This is a genomic window from Amycolatopsis oliviviridis (assembly GCF_014654365.1).
Lineage (GTDB): Bacteria > Actinomycetota > Actinomycetes > Mycobacteriales > Pseudonocardiaceae > Amycolatopsis > Amycolatopsis oliviviridis.
The window spans coordinates 218,913-239,324 of the sequence record NZ_BNAY01000004.1 but is presented as its reverse complement, the minus strand read 5'-3'; the positions used below and the strand labels follow the sequence as shown (position 1 = coordinate 239,324).

Annotated in this window: 18 protein-coding genes and 1 tRNA gene; 10 read left to right on the top strand and 9 right to left on the bottom strand. The window is 67.4% G+C overall.

Annotation, left to right across the window (positions count from 1 at the left end):
* Positions 1-36: 36 nt before the first annotated feature.
* A complete protein-coding gene (locus tag IE302_RS18910; protein WP_191255831.1) occupies positions 37-702 on the top strand; it encodes a phosphoribosyltransferase in 666 nt (221 codons plus the stop codon).
* Between the two features lie 9 nt (positions 703-711).
* On the opposite strand, the gene IE302_RS18905 is transcribed toward IE302_RS18910, so the two are convergent.
* Entirely contained in the window at positions 712-1,062 is a 351-nt protein-coding gene (locus tag IE302_RS18905; protein ID WP_191255830.1) for a hypothetical protein, read from the bottom strand.
* Positions 1,063-1,251: 189 nt separating this feature from the next.
* On the opposite strand from IE302_RS18905, the gene IE302_RS18900 reads away from it, so the two are divergent.
* Complete coding sequence (locus tag IE302_RS18900; protein ID WP_191255829.1) at positions 1,252-2,166, top strand: hypothetical protein; 915 nt, start codon at positions 1,252-1,254, stop codon at positions 2,164-2,166.
* A 64-nt stretch (positions 2,167-2,230) separates the two neighbouring features.
* Here the strand turns inward: IE302_RS18900 and IE302_RS18895 are convergent, their stop codons facing one another.
* Positions 2,231-5,467 (bottom strand): penicillin acylase family protein, encoded by a 3,237-nt coding sequence (locus tag IE302_RS18895; protein WP_229907843.1) that lies wholly within the window; start codon positions 5,465-5,467, stop codon positions 2,231-2,233.
* A 142-nt stretch (positions 5,468-5,609) separates the two neighbouring features.
* On the opposite strand from IE302_RS18895, the gene IE302_RS18890 reads away from it, so the two are divergent.
* The gene (locus IE302_RS18890) at positions 5,610-5,984 is read left to right on the top strand and encodes an FKBP-type peptidyl-prolyl cis-trans isomerase (protein WP_191255828.1); all 375 of its coding nucleotides are present in this window, start codon (positions 5,610-5,612) and stop codon (positions 5,982-5,984) included.
* A gap of 69 nt (positions 5,985-6,053) precedes the next feature.
* Here the strand turns inward: IE302_RS18890 and IE302_RS18885 are convergent, their stop codons facing one another.
* The 3 genes from IE302_RS18885 to IE302_RS18875 all read right to left on the bottom strand — a co-directional run bounded on the left by IE302_RS18885 (position 6,054) and on the right by IE302_RS18875 (position 8,063).
* Positions 6,054-7,097, bottom strand: a complete 1,044-nt coding sequence (locus IE302_RS18885) for a helix-turn-helix domain-containing protein (RefSeq protein ID WP_191255827.1) — start codon at positions 7,095-7,097, stop codon at positions 6,054-6,056.
* Positions 7,094-7,705 (bottom strand): hypothetical protein, encoded by a 612-nt coding sequence (locus IE302_RS18880; RefSeq protein ID WP_191255826.1) that lies wholly within the window; start codon positions 7,703-7,705, stop codon positions 7,094-7,096. The genes IE302_RS18885 and IE302_RS18880 overlap by 4 nt, the downstream gene beginning before the upstream one ends.
* Before the next feature lie 275 nt (positions 7,706-7,980).
* Positions 7,981-8,063: transfer RNA gene (locus IE302_RS18875), tRNA-Leu, on the bottom strand.
* Positions 8,064-8,192: 129 nt separating this feature from the next.
* Between IE302_RS18875 and IE302_RS18870 the strand changes: the two genes are divergently transcribed.
* The 7 genes from IE302_RS18870 (at position 8,193) to pknB (ending at position 17,693) form a co-directional block, all read left to right on the top strand.
* Positions 8,193-9,455 (top strand): FHA domain-containing protein, encoded by a 1,263-nt coding sequence (locus IE302_RS18870; protein WP_191255825.1) that lies wholly within the window; start codon positions 8,193-8,195, stop codon positions 9,453-9,455.
* Positions 9,456-9,615: 160 nt separating this feature from the next.
* Positions 9,616-10,083, top strand: coding sequence for an FHA domain-containing protein FhaB/FipA (locus IE302_RS18865; protein ID WP_007030429.1), 468 nt, complete (start codon positions 9,616-9,618; stop codon positions 10,081-10,083).
* Entirely contained in the window at positions 10,080-11,474 is a 1,395-nt protein-coding gene (locus IE302_RS18860) for a PP2C family protein-serine/threonine phosphatase (protein WP_191255824.1), read from the top strand. The genes IE302_RS18865 and IE302_RS18860 overlap by 4 nt, the downstream gene beginning before the upstream one ends.
* Positions 11,474-12,952, top strand: a complete 1,479-nt coding sequence (locus IE302_RS18855; RefSeq protein WP_191255823.1) for an FtsW/RodA/SpoVE family cell cycle protein — start codon at positions 11,474-11,476, stop codon at positions 12,950-12,952. Before IE302_RS18860 ends, IE302_RS18855 begins: the two co-directional genes overlap by 1 nt.
* Positions 12,949-14,412, top strand: coding sequence for a peptidoglycan D,D-transpeptidase FtsI family protein (locus tag IE302_RS18850; RefSeq protein WP_191255822.1), 1,464 nt, complete (start codon positions 12,949-12,951; stop codon positions 14,410-14,412). Before IE302_RS18855 ends, IE302_RS18850 begins: the two co-directional genes overlap by 4 nt.
* A gap of 3 nt (positions 14,413-14,415) precedes the next feature.
* Positions 14,416-15,723: a protein kinase domain-containing protein gene (locus tag IE302_RS18845; RefSeq protein ID WP_191255821.1), complete on the top strand. Its 1,308-nt coding sequence runs from the start codon at positions 14,416-14,418 to the stop codon at positions 15,721-15,723.
* Complete coding sequence (gene pknB, locus IE302_RS18840; protein ID WP_191256285.1) at positions 15,720-17,693, top strand: Stk1 family PASTA domain-containing Ser/Thr kinase; 1,974 nt, start codon at positions 15,720-15,722, stop codon at positions 17,691-17,693. Before IE302_RS18845 ends, pknB begins: the two co-directional genes overlap by 4 nt.
* A gap of 46 nt (positions 17,694-17,739) precedes the next feature.
* Here the strand turns inward: pknB and IE302_RS18835 are convergent, their stop codons facing one another.
* The 4 genes from IE302_RS18835 to IE302_RS18820 are packed head-to-tail and all read right to left on the bottom strand — an operon-like array spanning position 17,740 to position 20,364.
* On the bottom strand, positions 17,740-18,279 hold the full coding sequence (locus IE302_RS18835; protein ID WP_191255820.1) for an AAA family ATPase: 540 nt from the start codon (positions 18,277-18,279) through the stop codon (positions 17,740-17,742).
* Positions 18,279-18,923: a hypothetical protein gene (locus tag IE302_RS18830; protein ID WP_191255819.1), complete on the bottom strand. Its 645-nt coding sequence runs from the start codon at positions 18,921-18,923 to the stop codon at positions 18,279-18,281. Before IE302_RS18830 ends, IE302_RS18835 begins: the two co-directional genes overlap by 1 nt.
* On the bottom strand, positions 18,911-19,723 hold the full coding sequence (locus tag IE302_RS18825; protein ID WP_191255818.1) for an ATP-binding cassette domain-containing protein: 813 nt from the start codon (positions 19,721-19,723) through the stop codon (positions 18,911-18,913). Before IE302_RS18825 ends, IE302_RS18830 begins: the two co-directional genes overlap by 13 nt.
* The gene (locus IE302_RS18820) at positions 19,720-20,364 is read right to left on the bottom strand and encodes an aminodeoxychorismate/anthranilate synthase component II (RefSeq protein ID WP_191255817.1); all 645 of its coding nucleotides are present in this window, start codon (positions 20,362-20,364) and stop codon (positions 19,720-19,722) included. Before IE302_RS18820 ends, IE302_RS18825 begins: the two co-directional genes overlap by 4 nt.
* Between the last annotated feature and the right edge of the window lie 48 nt (positions 20,365-20,412).

Sequence of the window (20,412 nt, the reverse complement as noted above, 5' to 3'; positions counted from 1 at the left end):
GCGAAGCACATCCTGTCCGCGTTCCCCAGTGCCTACATGGTCCAGATCTACTCTCAGCACAGACCTAGATGGACACATCGACTCTTCGTTCCAGAGGAAGCCGATGTTGCACCTCTCGCAAAGTTGCTGCAAAAGGTCTTGGTACTCCGGGTACCGAATGAGCTCGACGGAGCCATCGCCCTGGACTTCTACAACCGACCCGCCCCTCCTCCGTCGACAGGTTTGCAATACACCGACACCGCGAAGCTGATCCGCATGGTCAAGTATGAAAACCGACAGCGAAAGATCAGCGAGGTCAGGGAAGCAGGCAAGCGCCTCTCGTCTTGCATGGCAGACGTAGTGAAGAGTCATGATTGGTTTCAAACCACAAGCTTGATCATCGCCGCTCCGGGGCACACACGAGCCACGGTGTCTGCCAGCGTCCGGATCGGTCATACGATCGCTCACGAGTGCGAGCTTCCCCAGGAGCAGGTTCTCAGCAGCCGGGAGTGGCGGAAATCCGCGAAAGACATGACGTCCGCCGAGCTCGCGGGCCTACTGGACGAGTACACGGTTTCAAGCGACCTGACCGGGCGATGCGTTCTGCTCGTCGACGATGTGTTCCACACTGGCAGCACCTTGAGGGGGCTCGCAGCCGCAGCACGACGCGCCGGCGCCACGACCGTGCTCGGCTTGGTCGCCGCAAGAACCCTCAGCCTCTGAGCTTGAGGTTCAGAAGCCGGCGTAGCCCGCTGAAACCGGCACCGAGCCTTCAGCGGGTACGGCTTTGACCAGCTGCCGAAGCACATCTCGAATGCGGGACATATCCGCCTTTGGAGGCAGAGACCTCGTCTGAGCGATGTCGAGCAGCTCACCTAGCAGAGCGGGGTGGCTCTGCAGAATCGCCCCTCCTACCGACACCAGCGCCAAATGGTCGACTGCTCGACGCAGGTCTTCGGCAGCAGACTCGATCAGTACACCGTCTGCGACGGCGTACTCAACCACGTCGCGGGCGACCAGCAGAGCAACGCCGGGAAGGCGGTCTGCAGGGGTGAGCTGCGCCGATAGCTCCCGCACATCCATGCTCACTCCTTTGCCATCACCGAAATGGATCTTGGTTCGACACCGAATATGAAACTACACTTGTTCGTATTTTAATACACCTACGGCTCGCCGGAGGCGGCCATGTCTTCTCGTCGAGGTCGGCCGCCCGGAAGTGGGCCACCTACGCGATTCACCTCGGACGAATCCTTCACGGGCACACCCACCTGGTTGGTCGACGACCAGCAGAACCCGGCCGAGGTCGCCGCTGCGTTTGCCCAGCAATCGTTGATCGCCAGGGTCCGACAGCTCCATGGCAAGGACTTCTCCGCAGCCGACGTCGCGCGACAGCTCGGCCGAGAGCCGGACGACCGGACCGTGGCAGATGTCTGGACTGGCCGACGCGCCATCGGGCTACCGATGCTGCTGGCTTTGGCCTTGGCGTTCGATGTGCCGCCTTTGCCTCACCTCGACACCGACGATCTGATCTCCCTGCTTCCCTCGGAACATCGTGGCTGGCTCGGCACCTGGAGACCGGGCAAAGGGCTTCCTGTTTTCACACCTGCGTTTCGTCCAGGCGGCGAGCCATCCTGGAATCTCGCGGCAGAGCATCTGTCCGATTGGTTGACCACCACTTCGAAGACAACTGCCTTGCACCTGGCGAACGATGAAGTCGCTACGCACGTGACCGCGAAGGCATTGGCCGACGCCGGTCTTCACACTGGACTAGCGTCGGTAACCAGCACCGGGCGAGGACTGCACTACGAGTCACAACCGGAGATCGACCTCACTGTCGTGTTCATGTCAGATCATGTCGGCTCGTCTCGTCGCGAACTGCTTGAACTGCTGCAACGACTGCTTAGCCTGCGAAAGCATGCTCGTGACAGGGCGATCGGCGTTCTTCTGATCGAACCTCGACTCCTTCAACGCCTTGATGTGCTGCTTCCGGGGTGTGCGGTCGCAAGTACGGGTGACACAGTTCGAGTACCACCAAGCACCTTGCAAGAGATCGAGCAGGCCGATCCGGGTTCTTTCCCACCCGAGATCGAGATGATTCTTCTCGCATCCGAGCGCAGTCCGACGGCCCACGCGACCTACATCTACGAAATATCCAAGGTCGAGTCTGTATCCACTCCACCGCGGTAGACCGTCCACACGAAACGGGTCCCTTCCTCGCGCCCGAGGAAGGGACCCGTCACGCATCGCGAAGCTAGTGGGCGTACACCTCGAATTCGTAGAGGGAGTAGCCGTACTTCGTCCCTCGCTGGACACCGGCCATCCGGACATAACGGTCATCGGTCGCCTCGAAGGCGACGTTGTCCTGCCCACCGTCTCCATCCACAATGGACGCCGCGTCGCGCCAGTTCGTCCCGTCGGACGAGACCTGCACCTTGTACGCCTTCCCGTACGCGGATTCCCAGTGCAGCACGACCCTGGAAACGCGCTGCACCGAACCGAGATCGACGGTGATCGACTGGTTGTCGCTCCAGTCGCTCGCCCAGCGCGTCGACAGGTTGACGTCGATCGCGTGGGACGGCGGCGAGTTGTACCAGCCGGTCTCGTGGCTGCTCGCGCTGACCGACCGGCCGGTGGCGAGGTTGGCGATGTTGTCGCCGCGCTTCGCCGGGAACTCCACGACCTGCTGGAAGGTCGGCCGGTTCTGGGTGCTCATCTTGTCCTGCGTGATCCCGCCGAGCGCGCGGTGGATGATCGTGTCGGCGCACCACTGGTCGCCCGCGCCGCAGTCGCCGTCACCGGGGTACACGGTGTTGGCGGGCTGCGCGGCCGCCTGCGTCAGGGAGTCGAGCAGCACCTGACGGCAGGCGTTGACGTCGCCGCCACCGCAGTACTTCACGGGCAGCGGACCGGCGACGTTCTGCCCGAGGACCGACCGGATGTCCTTGTGCACGTAGCCCCACCAGCCCGCCTGGTACGACGAACCCGCGTGCGGCTGGCCGACGTGCTTGCCGGGGACCTCGTTCTGCCAGCCGGACGGCGACTCGTTGATCTTCAGCACACCCACCATGGCGGCGTAGGCGGCGTCACCCATGCCGGGTTTGAACTGCGCGTTGACCAGCAGCGGCCACCAGGCGTCCATGATGCGGATCGCGTCGGCGTTCGCGTAGGCCTTGCTGCCCGGCGAGGTCTGCGCACGCAGGGCGCCCGCGGCCAGCCACGTCTTCAGCTTCGTCACCGCGTCCGCGGCCGGGCCGGTCACCGGTGCCTTGTCGAGCACCTTGAGCAGTTCCGGCAGCACCTTCTCGGCGCGGAGGTCGGCCAGCGCCGCCTCCTCCATGGCCTGCGTGAGGTTCACCCGCGTCACCTTGGTGCCGCTGGAGACCATCTTCTTGACCCGCGCGTCGATCAGATCGCCGCGGTGCACGGAACTCTTGTCCGCGCCGCTGGCCGCGTAGCCGTTGCTCTGCGCGTTGTTCCAGCTGATGTAGTAGTCCTGGTTGATCGACTGCGGATGCTGCGAAGACGGCGTGTAGTTCGCGAGGTTTCCGTCGGGATTCCAGCCCTGCCAATCGAATCCCGCGTCGGCCTTCACCGGCATCGCCGGGTCGACGTTCGGGTTGCGGACCGGGTTCGAGCCGGAGTTGAAGTACGCGATGTCGCGGGAGTCGGCGTAGAACCAGTTGTAGGTCTGGTTGACGTCGGCCGCCGCGGCCTGGAAGTCCTTCGCGGACTTGATCGCGTCCGGGTCGTTGAACTTCTGGAAGCCGATGATCGTGTCGATCTCGTGCTGGAAGGTCGACCGCAGCGAGGTGTACGCGACCGGTTTGCCGCCGACCAGCGCGCGGCTCGTCACCGGCCCGTACTTGGTGCGGAAGCTGCGCAGCGTGTACGACCCTTCGGCCGTCCCGTCGGCGATGGTGGGCTTCCAGGCGTTCTTGCGCTCGACGATGTCGAACGGCAGGCACTGGCCGCGGAACCGGTAGAAGCCGGAGTCCTTCGTCGGCGCGGAACCGTTCTGCTCGCACAGTTCGACGGCGTAGGTGTCGGTGATGTCCTGCGACGCCGAAGTCGCGCTCCACGAGTAGTCCTTGCCGCGGCCGAGCAGCACGTACATGCTGATGCCCGCGAAGGAGGCGCCGCGAGCGCTGATGCCCGGGCCCTGGAGTTCCTGCAGCATCAGCAATTGCGGCGCGAAGTAGCCGGCCTGCGGCCCGAAGACGGCGACCGGGTGACCGCTCGCGGTCTTGGCGCCGGAGACGACCAGCGCGTTGGACATGCCGTGCTTCTCCGACAGCATGTTCCCGGGCAGGACGCCGTCGTCGAAGATGCCGCGGACGGCCTTCTGGTCCTCGGGTGCGGGAACGTCCACCTTGGCGGGCGTCGCCGTCCCGGCGGAACCGGTCGGATCGAAGACCAGTTGCTGCCCGGTGACCGAACCCTTGTCCGGCATCGCGGCGCCCTGCGGATTCGCCGGCGCCTTGCCGTAGTCGAAGTTCTGTCCACTGTGGAGGGTCTTGACGGTCTCGGGGTCGTCCTCGGACCGGAGGCTCTTCCAGACCTTGTCGCCCTGTTCGAGTCCGTACTTCTCCTGCATCGCCATCTTCGCGATGGCGTTCTGCACCTCACCGCCACCGCCGGCGCCGAATTGCGCGCCGACGACGGCGGCGAGGACGACGAGGTCGGTCAGTTTGAAGGGCTCGATCGTCCCGGCGTTCGTGATCGCGTCGACGTGCCCGGTGAGGACGTACTCGCCCGGGAAGTAGCGGCCGCTGTGGGAATCGGAGATGTACTTGTTGACGCCCTGGACGTAGGCCTCGGCGTCGGCCTTGCCCTGCGCGCCGCGCGGACCGCTCGCCGCGGCGTTGTCGATCTGCTTCTGGAGTTCCTGCTCGGTGTAGGGCGCCGAGGCGAAGAAGCTCTGCTCGAGTTCGCGGTTGCCCTGCGCGCCCCCGGCGTACGAGGTCAGCTGGCCGCGGCCGACGCGGCGCATGATGTCCATCAGCCACAGCCGGTCCTGCCCAGCGGCGTACCCGGCGCCGAACATCGTGCCCGGCCGCGTCGTGCCGACGATCCGGGGAACTCCGGTCGCCTTGTCGCGGGTGATCGTCACGTCCGAGCGCGGGTTGATCGTGCTCTCGACCTGACCGGACTGGACCCCGTACGAGGCGTCGTTGAAGAACTGGTTGATCTTGTCCGTGGTCAGCGTCTTGTAGCCGTCGGCGAGGGAGGCGTACTTGCCGAGCTGATCGGCGGAATGCGCGGGACGGGTGCCGAACGCCTTGTGCGCCAGGATCTCGGCGAGGGTGGCGTTCCCCTTGGACCCGGGCGGCAGGATGTCGCCGCACTGGCCGCCGCAGTAGTCGTCGAGCGCGGCGGCCACCACGGAGTTCCGTGGGGCTTCGGCCGCGTTCGCCTGGAGTGCCGGAACGGTTCCCGCCACCAGCGTCAACCCCGCCAGCGTCGTCAAGACCCGTATGCCTCGTCGCATGAAAGACCTCCGTCGTCGGAGAGTGACGAGGCGCACACTACCCACGGGTATCCAAATTTGTGAAGACTATTCGCGTTCTTGCCACCGTTCGGCGGAACACTCGCCCTGCGAACCCAGGACCAGCGGATGTAGCTTTATGACCATGTCTTTGCAGAAGCCCCAGATCGACCGCCCCGAGGGGCCCGCACCCACCGAACTGAAGGCCACCGACATCTCGGTCGGCGACGGCCAGGAGGCGAAGGCCGGCGACACCGTTTCGGTGCACTACGTCGGTGTCTCGCACTCGACCGGTGACCAGTTCGACGCGTCGTGGGACCGCGGTGAGCCGCTTCGGTTCGGCCTCGGCGCCGGTCAGGTCATCCCCGGCTGGGACCAGGGCGTCGCGGGGATGAAGGTCGGTGGCCGCCGTCAGCTGGTCATCCCGCCGCATCTGGCCTACGGCGAACGGGGCGCCGGCGGCGTCATCAAGCCGAACGAGACCCTGATCTTCGTGGTCGACCTGATCGGCGTGAACTGACCCACTTCGATCGCGCGATGGGCCCCCGGGAGGACTCGATTCCCCGGGGGCTCGTTGCGCCTTTCAGATCTACACGGCCTGCAGTCGCCGCATCGGTCGAGTGAACGGGTTGTCCGCAGCGCCATCCGAGAAGCCCGCCAACTCGGCGATCTCTTCGTCCGTGAGGCCTTTGGCTCGCAACGTGTCCCCGATCGCCATGACGAGCTGCGGAGTCTCCGGAGCCAGCTGATCACCGTCCGGTTCGGTCGTCTTCCAGCCACGAGCGTTCATGGACTTGTAGAAGCTCGTACGGTCAGCTGCCGAAACCTGTCCGAGTGAGTAGGCCCGCTCGAACAGTGCCTGCATCGAGACTCCCCAAACTCGCTTCATGTCCCGTAGATGACCAAGGGTCACAGGACGCAGGTCCGGCTTGATCACGTGTGACGGCATCAAGAACTCGGCGGCGAACTCATTCGCTTCTCGCTCCGGATCCTCGGTCGCGATCCCGTTGTGGAGTACGAGATGACCGAGTTCGTGAGCCAGGGTCAGCCGTTTGCGATCGACCGGGGCGGCCGCGTTGATCAGCAGCACCGGGTGATCGCCGATCCACTGGGAAAGCCCATCGATACGGGATGTGCCGAAGTCCTCTTCCAGGATCACGCAACCAGCGGCTTCGAGCCAGCGGGCCAGATGCCGCACCGGCCCGACCGGCAGCCGCCATTGAGCGCGCACCATCAGAGCCGCCTGCTCGGGGGTCGTATCGATCGGGTCGAACGTCGGGACGGACTGCTCGGCCCGCATCGACACCTCTTCGAACAACACGGAAACGTGCAGCCGATAGGCGTTCAACCGCGCTTCCAGCTTCCGCCACGCTGAAGCTTTGGTCGTTCGCTGGCGCCTCATGTGCGCGTCGACGGCGAGCGCGCCCCGGACAGCGTGATCTCGAGCCAAAAACCGTGCCGATACACCCAACGACTCCGCGAGCCGGTTGACCACGTCGTCGTCAGGCATACGTTGATCGTTCTCGTAGCGGGACAACGCGGCCTGAGTGATCTCGGCCTTGGCGCACAAATCCGCCTGCGTCAGGCCGCGGGCGCGGCGAAGTGTTTCCAGCACATCGCCGATTCCACTCACGTCGCTTCGTCCTCCTCGTCTCGGGCCAAGGCCTCGTACAGGTCGATCTGGGGCAGCGACGGATCGACAGGAGTCCAGGTGATTTCCGTACCCAGGCCTCCGGATGCCTCAGCATCCACCTCCACAGCCCAGATCGCATCTTTGTCCAACCCGTCGCGCAGAGAGACGATGGTGCTGCCGATCACTCGCTCTTCGGGGTCCCAGCGGTAACCGAAGCCCAGGCGAACCTCCTCCAATCCTTCCAGAGCTTCGGACTGCGCCCAGAAGGCCAGTGCTGATTTCGTGGCATACGACCTGATGCGATCTCGGACCGTGTGCCGCTTCACACGAGCGCGGTACCGGAGACCCACCGTGACTTCACGAGTGACGCCCTGGTCCACCAGCTCGACCGAGTCGATGTCGGTGAGCCCTCGACGCAGGTGCGCCCAAAGCCGATCGTGGATCCAGTTCGAGAGGCCACGGTCGCTACTGTCCGCGACCCAGTTTGGGAAGGTGTCGCGATATTCAGCGAGATCCGCTCTGGTCGCGCTAGTGGCGTCGACCAGAGCGCTGACGACCTTGTCCCCGAGGTCGTGCAACACGTCCTCAGCCATGGGGTATGAAAACATGCCAGAAAATATACCGGCTGCGCACCCGCAACTACCAGCACAAACGTGTACTCAGGCCCCCACGAAAGCCGAAACCAGACGCTGACCGGACCCTGACCTTTTTTTCTTCTTTCTCCCCAGGCCAGGGCCGCCAGGCCCGAGGCCGGCCCCCAAGACCAACCGCCGCCCTAACGCACCGTGGGGGGTCCGGGGGGCTCGGCCCCCCGGGAACTGACGAGCGACGACAACACGAAAGAGGCCCCCGTCGCGCTAGCGAAGGGGGCCTCAACCAAGAGTGGGCGAGGAGGGAGTTGAACCCTCACGTCCTTTCGGACACACGGACCTGAACCGTGCGCGTCTGCCATTCCGCCACTCGCCCGAGTGCTTCGTTCTCTGACAGCTCGCAAAGCGTAGCAGGCGGTTTTGGCGGGTTTCACCGGGGGCCGTGTCCGACTGGCCGTACCCGGATAGGATCGACGGGGAAGCACACGTGTGAGGAGGTTGCCCGGTGGGCCGCGTTGAGCGCTTTGATAGGCGGCTCGAGAACCTCGTGGGCAATACCTTCGCGCGCATGTTCGGTGGCAACGTCGTCACGCAGGAAGTGGCGGTGGCGCTTGAGCGCGAGAGCGAGGAGAACGTTCGTGAGCTGGCCGGTGGTCGACAGCTCGCTCCCAACCACTACATCGTGTCGTTGGGGCAGGCTGATCACGAGCGCATGGCCGGAGACGAGCGTCGGGTCACCTCGGTGTTGGCGGAGGCGGTCAAGGAACACCTCGCCGAGCACGGTTGGGACACCTATGGTGACGTCGTAGTTTCGCTCGAGCGCAACGAGGCGCTGCATACTGGACAGTTCAAGACCCGTTCGTCCGTCGATCCCGACGTCAAGCCCCACGGCGCCGAAGGTTCGTCACGGTCGGCACGACCCAGCAACGCAGGAGACCCAGCAATGAGCCAGCCCCCCGGCTACGGCCAATACGACCAGGGTGACCCGTACGGCCAGCAGCAGGGCCAGTACGGCTACGGACAGCAGGCTGGCCAGCAGCAGCCCGGGTACGACCAGGGTTATGGCGGCCAGCAGCAGGGCGGCTACGACCAGGGCTATGGTGGCGGCGCTCAGCAGCCCGGCTACGACCAGTACGGCGGCCAGCAGCAAGGCGGCTACGACCAGGGCTACGGCGGCGGTGCTCAGCAGCCCGGCTACGACCAATACGGCGGTCAACAGCAGGGCGGCGGTTACGACCAGGGCTACGGCGGCGGCGCTCAGCAGCCCGGCTACGACCAATACGGCGGCCAGCAGCAAGGCGGCTACGACCAGGGCTACGGCGGCGGCGCTCAGCAGCCCGGCTACGACCAGTACGGCGGCCAGCAGCAGCAGGGCGGCTACGACCAGTACGGCGGCGGCCAGCAGCAGTACGGCCAGCCCGCCGCGGACCCGTACGCGCAGGGTGGCGGCTACGGCGGCCAGCCCGCGGCCGGCCGTCAGCTCACCGCGAGCCTTCAGCTGGACGACGGTTCGAACCGTTCGTACTCGCTGAAGCAGGGCGGGAACGTCGTGGGCCGCGGCCAGGACGCCGACTTCCGGCTCCCGGACACCGGCGTCTCGCGCCGTCACCTGGAGATCACCTGGGACGGCCAGAGCGCGACGCTCGCGGACATCGGTTCGACGAACGGCACGACCGTCAACGGCACCCCGGTGCAGACCTGGCAGCTGGCCGACGGCGACGTGATCCGCGTGGGCCACTCGTCTCTCGTGTTCCGTACGCAGGGCTGACCGGCGGGGTCCGGAGGGGGTATCGCAGAATTGCGGTGCGGGACCTGTGGTGGATCGGCACCTCGGGTCGTATGCGGAGAGCAAGGCTGTTCGGAGCCGACCATCCCGGACGGCACGGGCTCTCCGCGGCGTACAGGAGAAACGGGAGCGGACACAACAAGTGCCAGAGCTGGTCGTTCAACTCACCAGGGTGGGCTTTCTCGTGCTGCTCTGGCTCTTCGTGTTCGCCGCGTTGCGTGTCGTCCGTTCGGATCTGTACGCGGCCTCCGGGCTGCGCGTCGCCGTCCCGACGTTCGGTCGCAAGAAGAAGGAAAACAAGAAGCCGCGTGGCGGGAAGTCGCCTCAGCAGCTGCTCGTGACCCATGGTGCGCTGGCAGGCACCAGGATCGCCTTGGACGGCAGGCCGATCCTGATCGGCCGCGCCGACGACTCGACCCTGGTGCTGGACGACGACTACGCGTCGACCCGGCACGCCCGGATCGCCCTGCGCGGGGAGGATTGGTACGTGGAAGATCTGGGCTCGACGAACGGGACGTACCTGGACCGGGCTAAGGTCACGGCACCCCTCCGGGTCCCGCTCGGAGTCCCCATCCGGATCGGCAAAACGGTGATCGAGCTTCGCCCATGACTCTCGTCCTCCGCTACGCGGCTCGCAGCGACCGGGGCCTGGTGCGTTCCAGCAACCAGGACTCCGTGTACGCGGGTCCCCGCCTGCTCGCCCTCGCCGACGGCATGGGCGGGCACGCCGCAGGTGAGGTGGCCAGCAAGGTCGTCATCGCCTCCCTCGCCCCCCTCGACGACGACGACCCCAGCGACGATCTCCTCGCCCAGCTGCGTGAGGCCGTCCAGAACGGCAACGCGGCCATCGCCGAGCTCGTCCAGCAGGACCCGGACCTCGACGGGATGGGCACGACCCTGACCGCCGTGCTGTTCGCCGGTTCCCGGATGGGTGTCGTGCACGTCGGCGACTCCCGGGCGTATCTGATGCGCGGCGGGCAGTTCTCGCAGATCACGCGGGACGACAGCTTCGTCAACGAACTTCTCGAACAGGGCCGGATCACGCCGGAAGAGGCCGCGGTGCACCCGCAGCGGTCGCTGCTGCTGAAGGCGCTCACCGGTCACGAGGTCGAACCGAGCCTCACCGTGCGCGAGGCGCGCGCCGGCGACCGGTACCTGATCTGCTCGGACGGCCTGTCCGGCATGGTCAGCGACGAGACGCTGTCCGAGGCGATCCAGATCCCGGATCCGCAGGCCTGCGCCGACCGGATGATCGAGCTGGCGCTCAAGGGCGGCGGCACGGACAACGTCACGGTGATCATCGCCGACGTGGTCGACGTCGACTTCGGCGAGGACGCGCCCATCGTGGGCGGCGCCGCCGGTGACGGCAGTGACGAGTTCCACCAGGGCGACTCCCCGGCCGCCCGCGCCCGCGCGCTGACCCAGCCCGCGCCGCAGCCGCGGCCCGAGGTCCAGCCCCAACAGGAGGACCCCAAGGTCAAGCGCCGGAGGCGATTTCGCTGGCTGGCGGGAGCGGTGGTCGTCCTGATCGTGCTGGCCGCGGCGGCGATCGCCACGCGGTACTTCGTGCTGAGCCAGTACTACGTCGGCGAGGGTCCCGGCGAGGAGGTCGTGATCTATCGCGGCGTCCCGGGCAGCATCCTCGGCATCGACCTGCACGCCTACGAGCAGGGCTCGTGCCCGCCGGGCGGGCTGTGCACCGACAAGCTGCTGGTGCCCGCGCTGCAGGAGGACGCGCGCATCGCGGTGAAGAACGGCGTCAAGAAGGACAACCTCGACGACGCCCGCAAGTACATCGACGACTTCCTTCGGCCGCACAAGCAGCTGGCCGACTGCAAGCCGAACACCAGCTCGACTTCCACGCCGACCCCTTCGTCGGCGCCTCCGGCGTCTTCGTCGGCGGCTCCCCCTTCTACCCCCGCCTCGCCGAGTTCGGCGAACCAGCCAGCGGGGAGGGACTGCTCGACGCCGGAACCGGCAGCACCGGGGGGCGGTAACTGATGAGCACGCCGCTCGCCGATCCGGCTTCGGCCCAGTTCGCCACGAACCCTCCGCGCGAGCTGCCCAAGCGGCGCGGGACGGAGCTCGTCCTCCTGGCGTTCGCGACGTTCATCGTCACCATCGCGCTCGTGCTGGTGGAGGCGAACCAGGAACAGGAGCTGACCAGCTCGATCATCTGGCTGGGGCTGTCCTACCTCGGGGTGCTGACGGCGGCGCATCTGGCGGTCCGCCGCTGGGCGCCGTACGCGGATCCGGTGATCCTGCCGTGTGTCGCGCTGCTGAACGGGCTCGGCCTGGTGATGATCCACCGGATCGACCTGGCGCTCGCGGAACGCGCGATCCAGCAGGGCAAGGAGTACACGCCGGACGTCACCAAGCAGGTGCTGTTCACGGCGATCTCGCTGGTGCTGTTCGTGGTGGTGCTGATCGTGATCAGCGACCACCGCACGCTGACCCGCTACGGCTACACCTGCGGTCTGGTCGGCATCGTGGCGCTCGCGCTGCCCGCCGTGCTGCCGTCGAGCCTTTCCGAGGTCAACGGCGCGAAGGTCTGGATCAAGCTGCCGTTCTTCTCGATCCAGCCCGGCGAGTTCGCGAAGATCCTCCTGATGATCTTCTTCGCCTCGTTCCTGGTGACGAAACGCGACCTGTTCATGGTCGCGGGCAAGAAGATCGCCGGCGTCGAACTGCCGCGTGCCCGTGACCTCGGCCCGATCCTGATCGCGGCGGCCGCCTGCCTCGGCGTGCTGGTGTTCGAGAAGGACCTCGGCACGTCGCTGCTGTTCTTCGGGGTCACGCTGGTGATGCTGTACGTCGCCACCGAACGGATCATCTGGGTGGTGCTCGGGGTCGGTTTCTTCGCCGCGGGCGCGATCATCGCCTACAACCTGTTCACGCACGTCCAGCAGCGCGTCCGGAACTGGATCGACCCGCTCGCCACCTACGACGACGCCGGCGGCGGCTACCAGGTCGCGCAGGGCCTGTTCGGGCTCGGGACCGGCGGCGTCGGCGGCACCGGCCTCGGCGCCGGGCGGCCGGACATGGTCCCCGAGGCCAAGACGGACTTCATCACCACGGCGATCGGCGAGGAACTCGGTTTCATCGGCCTCGCCGCGATGCTGATGCTGTACCTGATCCTGGCGATGCGCGGCATGCGCAGCGCCCTCGCGGTCCGCGACACCTTCGGCAAACTCCTCGGCGGCGGCCTGTCGTTCGCCCTGGTCATGCAGATCTTCGTGGTCGTCGGCGGCGTCACGAACCTGATCCCGAACACCGGGATCACCGCCCCGTTCCTCTCCCGCGGTGGTTCTTCACTGCTCGCGAACTACATCCTGGTGGCCCTTCTGCTCCGAATCTCCGACGCCGCCCGCAAACCCGCGGTGCGGCCGAAGCCGCAGCAGCCTCAGGCGCCGCTCGCCGAAGCGCACACGGTGATGGTCCAGCGGCCGCCCGCGACCGGCGAGGGGAGCGCGTCGTGAACACCCCGCTCCGCAAGGTCGGCGTCGCCATGCTCGTCATGGTGGTGCTCCTGCTGGCCAACGCCACCTACATCCAGGTGGTCAAGGCCGACGACTACCGCACGGATTCGCGCAACCTGCGGGTGCTCTACGAGGAGTACTCCCGGCAGCGCGGCCTGATCGTCGCGCCCGACGGCTCCGCGCTCGCGAAGGTCGACCCGTCGAACGACAAGTACAAGTTCATCCGGACCTACGCCGACGGCCCGATGTACGCGCCGGTCACCGGCTACTACTCGATCAACTACGGCTCGGGCGGACTGGAGCGGTCCGAGGACGACGTCCTCAACGGTTCCGACCCGCGGCTGTTCGTGCGGCGCCTGTCGGACATGGTCACCGGCCGCGACCCGCGCGGCGGGAACGTGCGGCTGACGATCAACCCGGCCGTGCAGAAGGCCGCGTACGACCTGATGACGCAAAAGGGCTACACCGGTTCGGTGGTCGCGCTCGAGCCGAAGACCGGGCGCATCCTGGCCATGGTCTCGACGCCGTCGTACGACCCGAACAGGCTCGCCTCGCACGTCGGCAAGGAGCAGATCGCGGCGTGGGGACAGTGGCGCGACGATCCGAAGAAGCCGATGCTGAACCGCGCGATCTCGGAGACCTACCCGCCCGGTTCGACGGCCAAGCTGCTGGTGACCGCGGCCGCGCTCGAGAACGGCAAGACGGCGGACATGCCCGTCAACACCGCGCCGAACGTGAAGCTCCCCGGCACCCAGACGACGCTGGAGAACTACGGCGGCGCGGCCTGCAAGGGCAACACGCTGAAGGAGGCGCTGCGGTACTCCTGCAACGTGCCCTTCGCCGAACTCGCGGGCGAACTCGGCAAGGACAAGCTGAACGCGACCGCGCAGAACTTCGGTGTCGGCGAGGACCTGACCGTGCCGATGCGGGTCGCCTCGTCCACCCTCGGCCCGCTGGACTCGCAGGCGGCCCTGTTCCAGAGCGCCATCGGGCAGCGCGACGTGCGCCTGACGCCGATCCAGGACGCGCTGCTTTCGGCGACCATCGCGAACAACGGGATGGCGATGAAGCCGCAGCTCGTGGAGTCGCTGCTGGCGCCGAACCTGTCGACCATCGAGGACTACAAACCGAGCGAGCTGACCGGCGACGCCGCGCTGTCCAGCGCGAACGCCGCGATCCTGCGCGACATGATGCTCGCGTCGGAGGAGAACACGAAGGGCGCCGGCAAGCGCGGCGACATCCAGATCGCCTCCAAGACCGGCACCGCCGAGCACGGCAACGACCCGAAGAACACCCCGCCGCACGCCTGGTACACCGGGTTCGCGCCGGCGATGGACCCGAAGATCGCCGTCGCGGTGGTCGTCGAGTCCGGTGGGAACCGCGGGCTCGAAGCGACCGGTGGCACCGTGGCCGCGGAGATCGGCCGCGCCGCCGTCAACGCCATGCTCGGGGGTGGATAGCGGATGCTGTCCTCGGGTCAGCTGCTGGCCGACCGGTACAAGCTGACGAACCGGATCGCCGTCGGCGGGATGGGCGAGGTCTGGCAGGCCAGTGACACGCGGCTGGACCGGACGGTCGCGGTCAAGATCCTGAAGGCGGAGCTGTCCGGCGACGCCGAGTTCCTGCACCGGTTCCGGACCGAGGCGCGGATGACGGCGTCGCTGAACCACCCCGGCATCGCCGCGGTGCACGACTACGGCGAGACGGTCGCGGACGAGCTGTCGATCGCGTATCTGGTGATGGAGCTGGTCGAGGGCGATCCGCTGGCCGCGATCATCACCCGCGAGGGACGGCTGAACGCCGAGCGCACCCTGGACATCCTGGAGCAGGCCGGTAACGCGCTGCAGGCCGCGCACGAAACCGGTCTCGTGCACCGCGACGTCAAACCGGGCAACATCATGGTCACCCCGGCCGGGCAGGTGAAGATCACCGACTTCGGCGTCGCGAAGGCCGCCGACGCCGCCCCGGTGACCAGGTCCGGCATGGTCATGGGCACCGCCCACTACATCGCCCCCGAGCAGGCGCTCGGGCACAACGCCGAACCGGCGAGCGACGTCTACTCGCTGGCCGTGTGCGGCTACGAATGCCTCACCGGGCACCGGCCGTTCCTTTCGGAGAACGCGGTGACGGTCGCGATGATGCACATCCGCGATCTCCCGCCGCCGCTGCCGCCGGACGTACCGCCGGGCGCCCGCGCGGTCATCGAGGCGACCCTGATCAAGGATCCGAGACAGCGGTACAACAGCGGCGGCGAGTTCGCGGCCGCGGTGGCGGCGGTCCGCGCGGGCCTGCCGCTGCCGACGCCGTCGGGGCTGGTCAACGTGGCGTATTCCGCGGGTCAGCCCGTGCTGCCGCAGCAGGCGCCGCCGGGACCGCATTCGCCGTCGAACCCGATGGTGGCGGTCGGACCGGCGTCGCATCCGGCGATGCACCCGGTCACCGGCCCGCCCCCGATGGCGGTCCGTCGCCTGCCCGGCAGACGGCCGCAGTGGGGCTGGTGGGTGCTGCTCGCGGTGATCCTGATCGCAGTACTGGTGGCAGGAGCCTTCCTCATCGTGAGACTGGTCGGTTCGGGCAACGGACAGCAGTCAGGCGGCGTGGAAACGAGTGAACAGGCACCGGCTCCGGGTAAGAAGCCTGTAGGTCCTGCGCCGACGTCCGCGTACCCCGCGGCGCCGACGGAGGGCAGCACCGAGGAGTCGGCCGGGCAGGCGAATCCAGGAATGATGAGCAGCAAACCTTGGACGGAATGGAACGGCACGCAGAGATGAGCACACCAAGACTGCTCAGCAACCGCTACGAGCTGGGCGAGACGCTCGGCTACGGAGGCATGTCCGAGGTCCACCACGGCCACGACGTGCGCCTGGGCCGGGAGGTGGCGATCAAGATCCTGCGTGCCGACCTGGCGCGGGATCCCCAGTTCCAAGAACGTTTCCGTCGCGAGGCACAGAACGCGGCGGCCCTGAACCACCCGGCGATCGTCGCCGTCTACGACACCGGCGAGACGAACACCGAGTTCGGCCCGCTCCCCTACATCGTCATGGAGTACGTCGAAGGACGGACTCTGCGGGACATCGTGAAGACCGAAGGCCCGATGTCGCAGAAGCGGGCGATGGAGGTCATGGCCGACGTCTGCGCGGCGCTGGACTTCTCGCACCGGCACGGCATCGTGCACCGCGACGTCAAACCGGCGAACGTGATGATCACGAAGAACGGCGCCGTCAAGGTGATGGACTTCGGCATCGCGCGCGCCATGCACGACGGGCAGTCCGCGATGACGCAGACCGCCGCGGTGATCGGCACGGCGCAGTACCTCTCGCCGGAGCAGGCCCGCGGTGAGTCCGTCGACGCGCGTTCGGACGTCTACGCGGCCGGTTGTGTGCTGTACGAACTCATCACCGGCGAGCCGCCCTTCACCGGCGACTCCCCGGTGGCGGTGGCGTACCAGCACGTCCGGGAGGACCCGAACCCGCCGTCGTCGGTGAACCCGGCCGTGGCGCCGGAGCTCGACGCCGTCGTGCTCAAGGCGCTCGCGAAGGGCCCGGCGAACCGGTACCAGTCGTCGGCGGAGATGCGTTCGGACCTGGTCCGCACGCTGTCCGGCCAGCGGCCGTCCGCGCCGATGGTGATGTCGGAGGACGAGCGCACCCAGGTCATGGACTCCGACCGCCGGGTGCCGCAGCGCTACGACCAGTACGAGGAAGACGACGAAGACCCGGCCGCGAAGAAGAAGCGCCGCGCCTGGCTGATCGCCGGGCTCGTGGTTTCGCTGGCGGCCATCGTGCTGCTGATCATGTGGCTGCTGGGCGCGTTCCAGGACACCGGGGCCGACAGCAAGGCGATCCCGAACGTCCTCAACCAGAACGAGGCCGCGGCCACGGAAACCCTGCGCAGTGCAGGCTTCAACCGACTGGAGACCAAGAAGGTCGCCTGCACCGGTGAGGCCGTCAACGGCCAGCCCTCCTGCGACGAGAACGACATCGACAAGGTCATCGCGATCAACCCGAACCAGGGTCAGGTCGTGCCGACCACGGACAAGATCACGCTGACCGTCGGCACCAAGCCGGGCAAGGTCAAGGCGCCGGATCTCAAGGGCAAGACCCAGGCGGAAGCCCTGACCGCGCTGACCGAAGCCGGTCTGAAGCTCGGTGTGATCACCGAGGAAGAGAACGACGACCCGAACAACGCGGGCAAGGTCCTGTCGCAGAACCCGGCCGCGCAGGCCGAGGTCGACCAGGGTGCCAAGGTCGACATCACGGTCGCGAAGTCCAAGGAACTGAAGACGGTCCAGAACTACAAGGGCAAGACGCGCGCCGAAGCGGAAGCCGGGCTGAAGGCGGCCGGGTTCAGCCCGTCGGTGACCACCGCGAGTTCCGACCAGCCCAAGGACACGGTGATCGACCAGACCCCGAACGGCGGCAAGCTCGCCGTCGGCAGCGTCGTCAAGCTGACCGTGTCGGACGGCAGCCAGGAGACCTTCGACATGCCGAACCTGAAGGGCATGACCGAGGACCAGGCTCTCCGTCAGCTGCAGCAGCTGGGCTGGAGCGGTACTCCGAACACCCAGGCCGACAAGAACGGTGACCGGGACCTGGCGGGCAAGGTCAGCAAGACCAACCCGCAGGCCGGGACGAAGATCGCGAAGAACGCGCCGATCACGCTGTTCATCGTCGAAGACGACGACTCACCGACGTCGAGTTCGCGATCCGGTATCCCGGGTCTCCCGGGTGGCGGACAGTAAGACAGCTCGACGAAGGGCCCCGCACGGTTTCGTGCGGGGCCCTTTCTCATGTCAGCTGTGCGAGAAGTCCTTCGTAGGCCTGCTGGATCCGTCCGGCGCTGGTGTGGACCACGGCGGCGTTCGGTCTCGTGGCGACGAGCGCCACGAGACGGTCGTACATCGCCGCCAGCTGCCCGGGCCCGCCCGACGTCTCGTGCGCCTCGACGTGCTCGGGCTCGGCCGCCTCGCGCGTGCGTTCGGCGAACCGGCGGAGCACGTTTTCCTTGGTGTCGAGGAGCACGATCTCGTGGAACCCCGCGGCGGTCTCGGCGGCTAGCGCTTCGAGTCGTTCGAGGAAATCGGCGCGGCCGAGGAATTGCGGGACGATCACGTCGTGGCCCGCGAGCAGGTGTGTCCGCGCGGCGCTCGTGGCGAGTTCGCGGGCGAGCCTGCCGGCCTTCGCGGTGTCGTCGCGCCAAGCGCCGAGCAGGCCGCGGATCCGGTCGATGTCGAGGTTCAACGTGAACGGGTGGTCTTCGGCGTAGAGCCGGGCGAGTGTCGACTTCCCGCAGGCGGGCGGCCCGTTCAGCGCGATGAGACGCGGCATCAGGCGTTGCGGCGGAGCAGGAACCCGACGGCCGTCGCGCTCGCGAGCAAGACGGCGATGGCCGCCACCACGGCCACCGTGAACGGACCGGTCAGTGGTTGTTGCGAGGTCAGCGCGCGCAGCAGCGGGTTGGCCAGTGGCAGCCATTTCACCAGGAGCACGGCCGCGAGGGCGAAGATCGCGGCCAGCACGGACCAGCCGACGCGCGGGATCAGCAGCCGTGAGCAGGGCAGGCCGATCGCGATCCCGAACAGCGCGCACACCGCGTGCGCCGCGGCGCCCAGGGCGAAGGTGCCGATCGTGAAGCCGCCGGTCCGGAGGCCCGACCAGAGCACCGTGACGAGGATGAGGACGACCGCGCAGCCGAAGACGGCCAGCGTGGCGCCGCCGAGGACCGATCGCCAGCGGCGGGCGTGGCTGAAGGTCACCAGCCGCTGGACCGGGTCCTCGACGTCGAGCATGGCGATCGTCAGCCAGCACGAGACCACCAGGAGCGAACCCGCGCTGATCCCGTACTGCGGCAGCAACGGCGACTTCGGATCCGTGTAGAGCACGGTGTTGACCGCGATGTAGGCGAGGATCGCGGGAAGGTAGCGCTGGGAATGGCCGAGCAGCGCGAGGTAGTAGCGGGTCATGGCGAGCACGGCGCGACCTCCCGGACCGAGAAGCCGCGGTTGAGCGCGCGCAGCAGGACGGCGTCCGTGTGCCCGGCTTCGACCGTCAGGACGATCTTTTCGCCATCGGTCACGGACTGGCGGACGCCGGGTTCCGCCGACCAGTCGCCGCCGGGCCCGTGGAGGACGATCCTTGTCGCGTTCTCGGTTTTCGCGACCGTTTCGACGCGGGTCAGGAGGCCGGCGTCCATGCGGTAGACGTCGTCGGCGTGGGCGTGCACGGCGGCGGCGCGGTGGTCGGTGAAGACGACGCTCGCGCCGCGTTCCTTGGTCTCGGCGACGAGTTCGCCGAGCACCGTGTGGGCTTCGACGTCGAGACCGGACCAGGGTTCGTCGAGGATCAGCAGTTCCGGCCCGGCCAGGACGGCCTGGGCGAGGCCGACCTTCTGGGCGTTGCCCTTGGACAGGGTCCGCAGAGGCGCGTCCGGTCCGCCGACCAGCGCCAGCCTGTCGAGCAGCGCGTCGATGGCCGACAAGTCGACATGCCCGTCGATGCGGGCCATATGCCGCAGGTACGCCCTGGCGCTCATCCGCTGTCCCGCCGGGAAGCGGTCGGGCAGGTAGCCGACCCGCGGGTTGCCCACGACGGTTCCCGAGGTCTCGCGGGAAAGGGCCGCGAGGATCCTGAGCAGGGTCGACTTCCCGGAGCCGTTCGAGCCGAGGACGCCGATCACGCGCCCCGCCGGGACGTCGAGTTCGACGTCGGCGAGCACGGGCTCGCCTCGTCCGTAGCGCTTACCGACTCCTTCGAGCCGGATCAGCGAGGTCACGCAGCAGCGGCCTTCTGCAGCGCGCGGGTGGCCTGTTCGAGCTCGTCGACCGTGACGTCGGGGACCGGGTGCCCGGCCGAAGCCAGCCAGTTCGCCAGCATCCGGTGCCCGCCTTGGGTGAGCACGGACTCGGGGTGGAACTGGACGCCTTCGAGCGGCAGTTCGCGGTGCCGCATGCCCATCACGACACCGGACTCGGTGCGGCCTGTGATCTCGAACACGGCGTCGTCGATGGTTTCCGGCAAAACGGTCAGCGAGTGGTACCGCGTGGCGGTGAATTCCGCGGGGAGCCCGGCGAGGACTCCGTCGCCCGAATGGTGGACTTGACTGGTCTTGCCGTGCAGCAGTTCCGGGGCGCGGTCGACGGTGGCGCCGAAGACGACACCGAGGGCCTGGTGGCCGAGGCAGACGCCCAGCATCGGGATGCGCTCGTCGGCGCATTTGCGGATGACGTCCATGCTCTGACCAGCACGTTCCGGGGTTCCGGGGCCGGGAGAGACGAGCACCGCGTCGAACTCGCCGAGCTTGTCGAGCTCCACCACGTCGTTGCGCCAGACGGTGCAGTCGGCGCCGAGCTGGGCCAGGTACTGGACCAGGTTGTAGACAAAACTGTCGTAGTTGTCGACGACGAGCACGCGCATGGAGCCAGCTTAGCGGCTCCCACCAGGTGGACCGTACGCCAGATCACA

Bases quoted from the DNA above. Each gene is read 5' to 3' on its own strand.
- IE302_RS18835 (WP_191255820.1), bottom strand. From the start codon at position 18,279: ATGCCGCGTCTCATCGCGCTGAACGGGCCGCCCGCCTGCGGGAAGTCG.
- IE302_RS18895 (WP_229907843.1), bottom strand. From the start codon at position 5,467: ATGCGACGAGGCATACGGGTCTTGACGACGCTGGCGGGGTTGACGCTG.
- pknB (WP_191256285.1), top strand. From the start codon at position 15,720: ATGAGCACACCAAGACTGCTCAGCAACCGCTACGAGCTGGGCGAGACG.
- IE302_RS18845 (WP_191255821.1), top strand. From the start codon at position 14,416: ATGCTGTCCTCGGGTCAGCTGCTGGCCGACCGGTACAAGCTGACGAAC.
- IE302_RS18910 (WP_191255831.1), top strand. From the start codon at position 37: ATGGTCCAGATCTACTCTCAGCACAGACCTAGATGGACACATCGACTC.
- IE302_RS18890 (WP_191255828.1), top strand. From the start codon at position 5,610: ATGTCTTTGCAGAAGCCCCAGATCGACCGCCCCGAGGGGCCCGCACCC.
- IE302_RS18880 (WP_191255826.1), bottom strand. From the start codon at position 7,705: ATGTTTTCATACCCCATGGCTGAGGACGTGTTGCACGACCTCGGGGAC.
- IE302_RS18820 (WP_191255817.1), bottom strand. From the start codon at position 20,364: ATGCGCGTGCTCGTCGTCGACAACTACGACAGTTTTGTCTACAACCTG.
- IE302_RS18855 (WP_191255823.1), top strand. From the start codon at position 11,474: ATGAGCACGCCGCTCGCCGATCCGGCTTCGGCCCAGTTCGCCACGAAC.
- IE302_RS18905 (WP_191255830.1), bottom strand. From the start codon at position 1,062: ATGGATGTGCGGGAGCTATCGGCGCAGCTCACCCCTGCAGACCGCCTT.
- IE302_RS18860 (WP_191255824.1), top strand. From the start codon at position 10,080: ATGACTCTCGTCCTCCGCTACGCGGCTCGCAGCGACCGGGGCCTGGTG.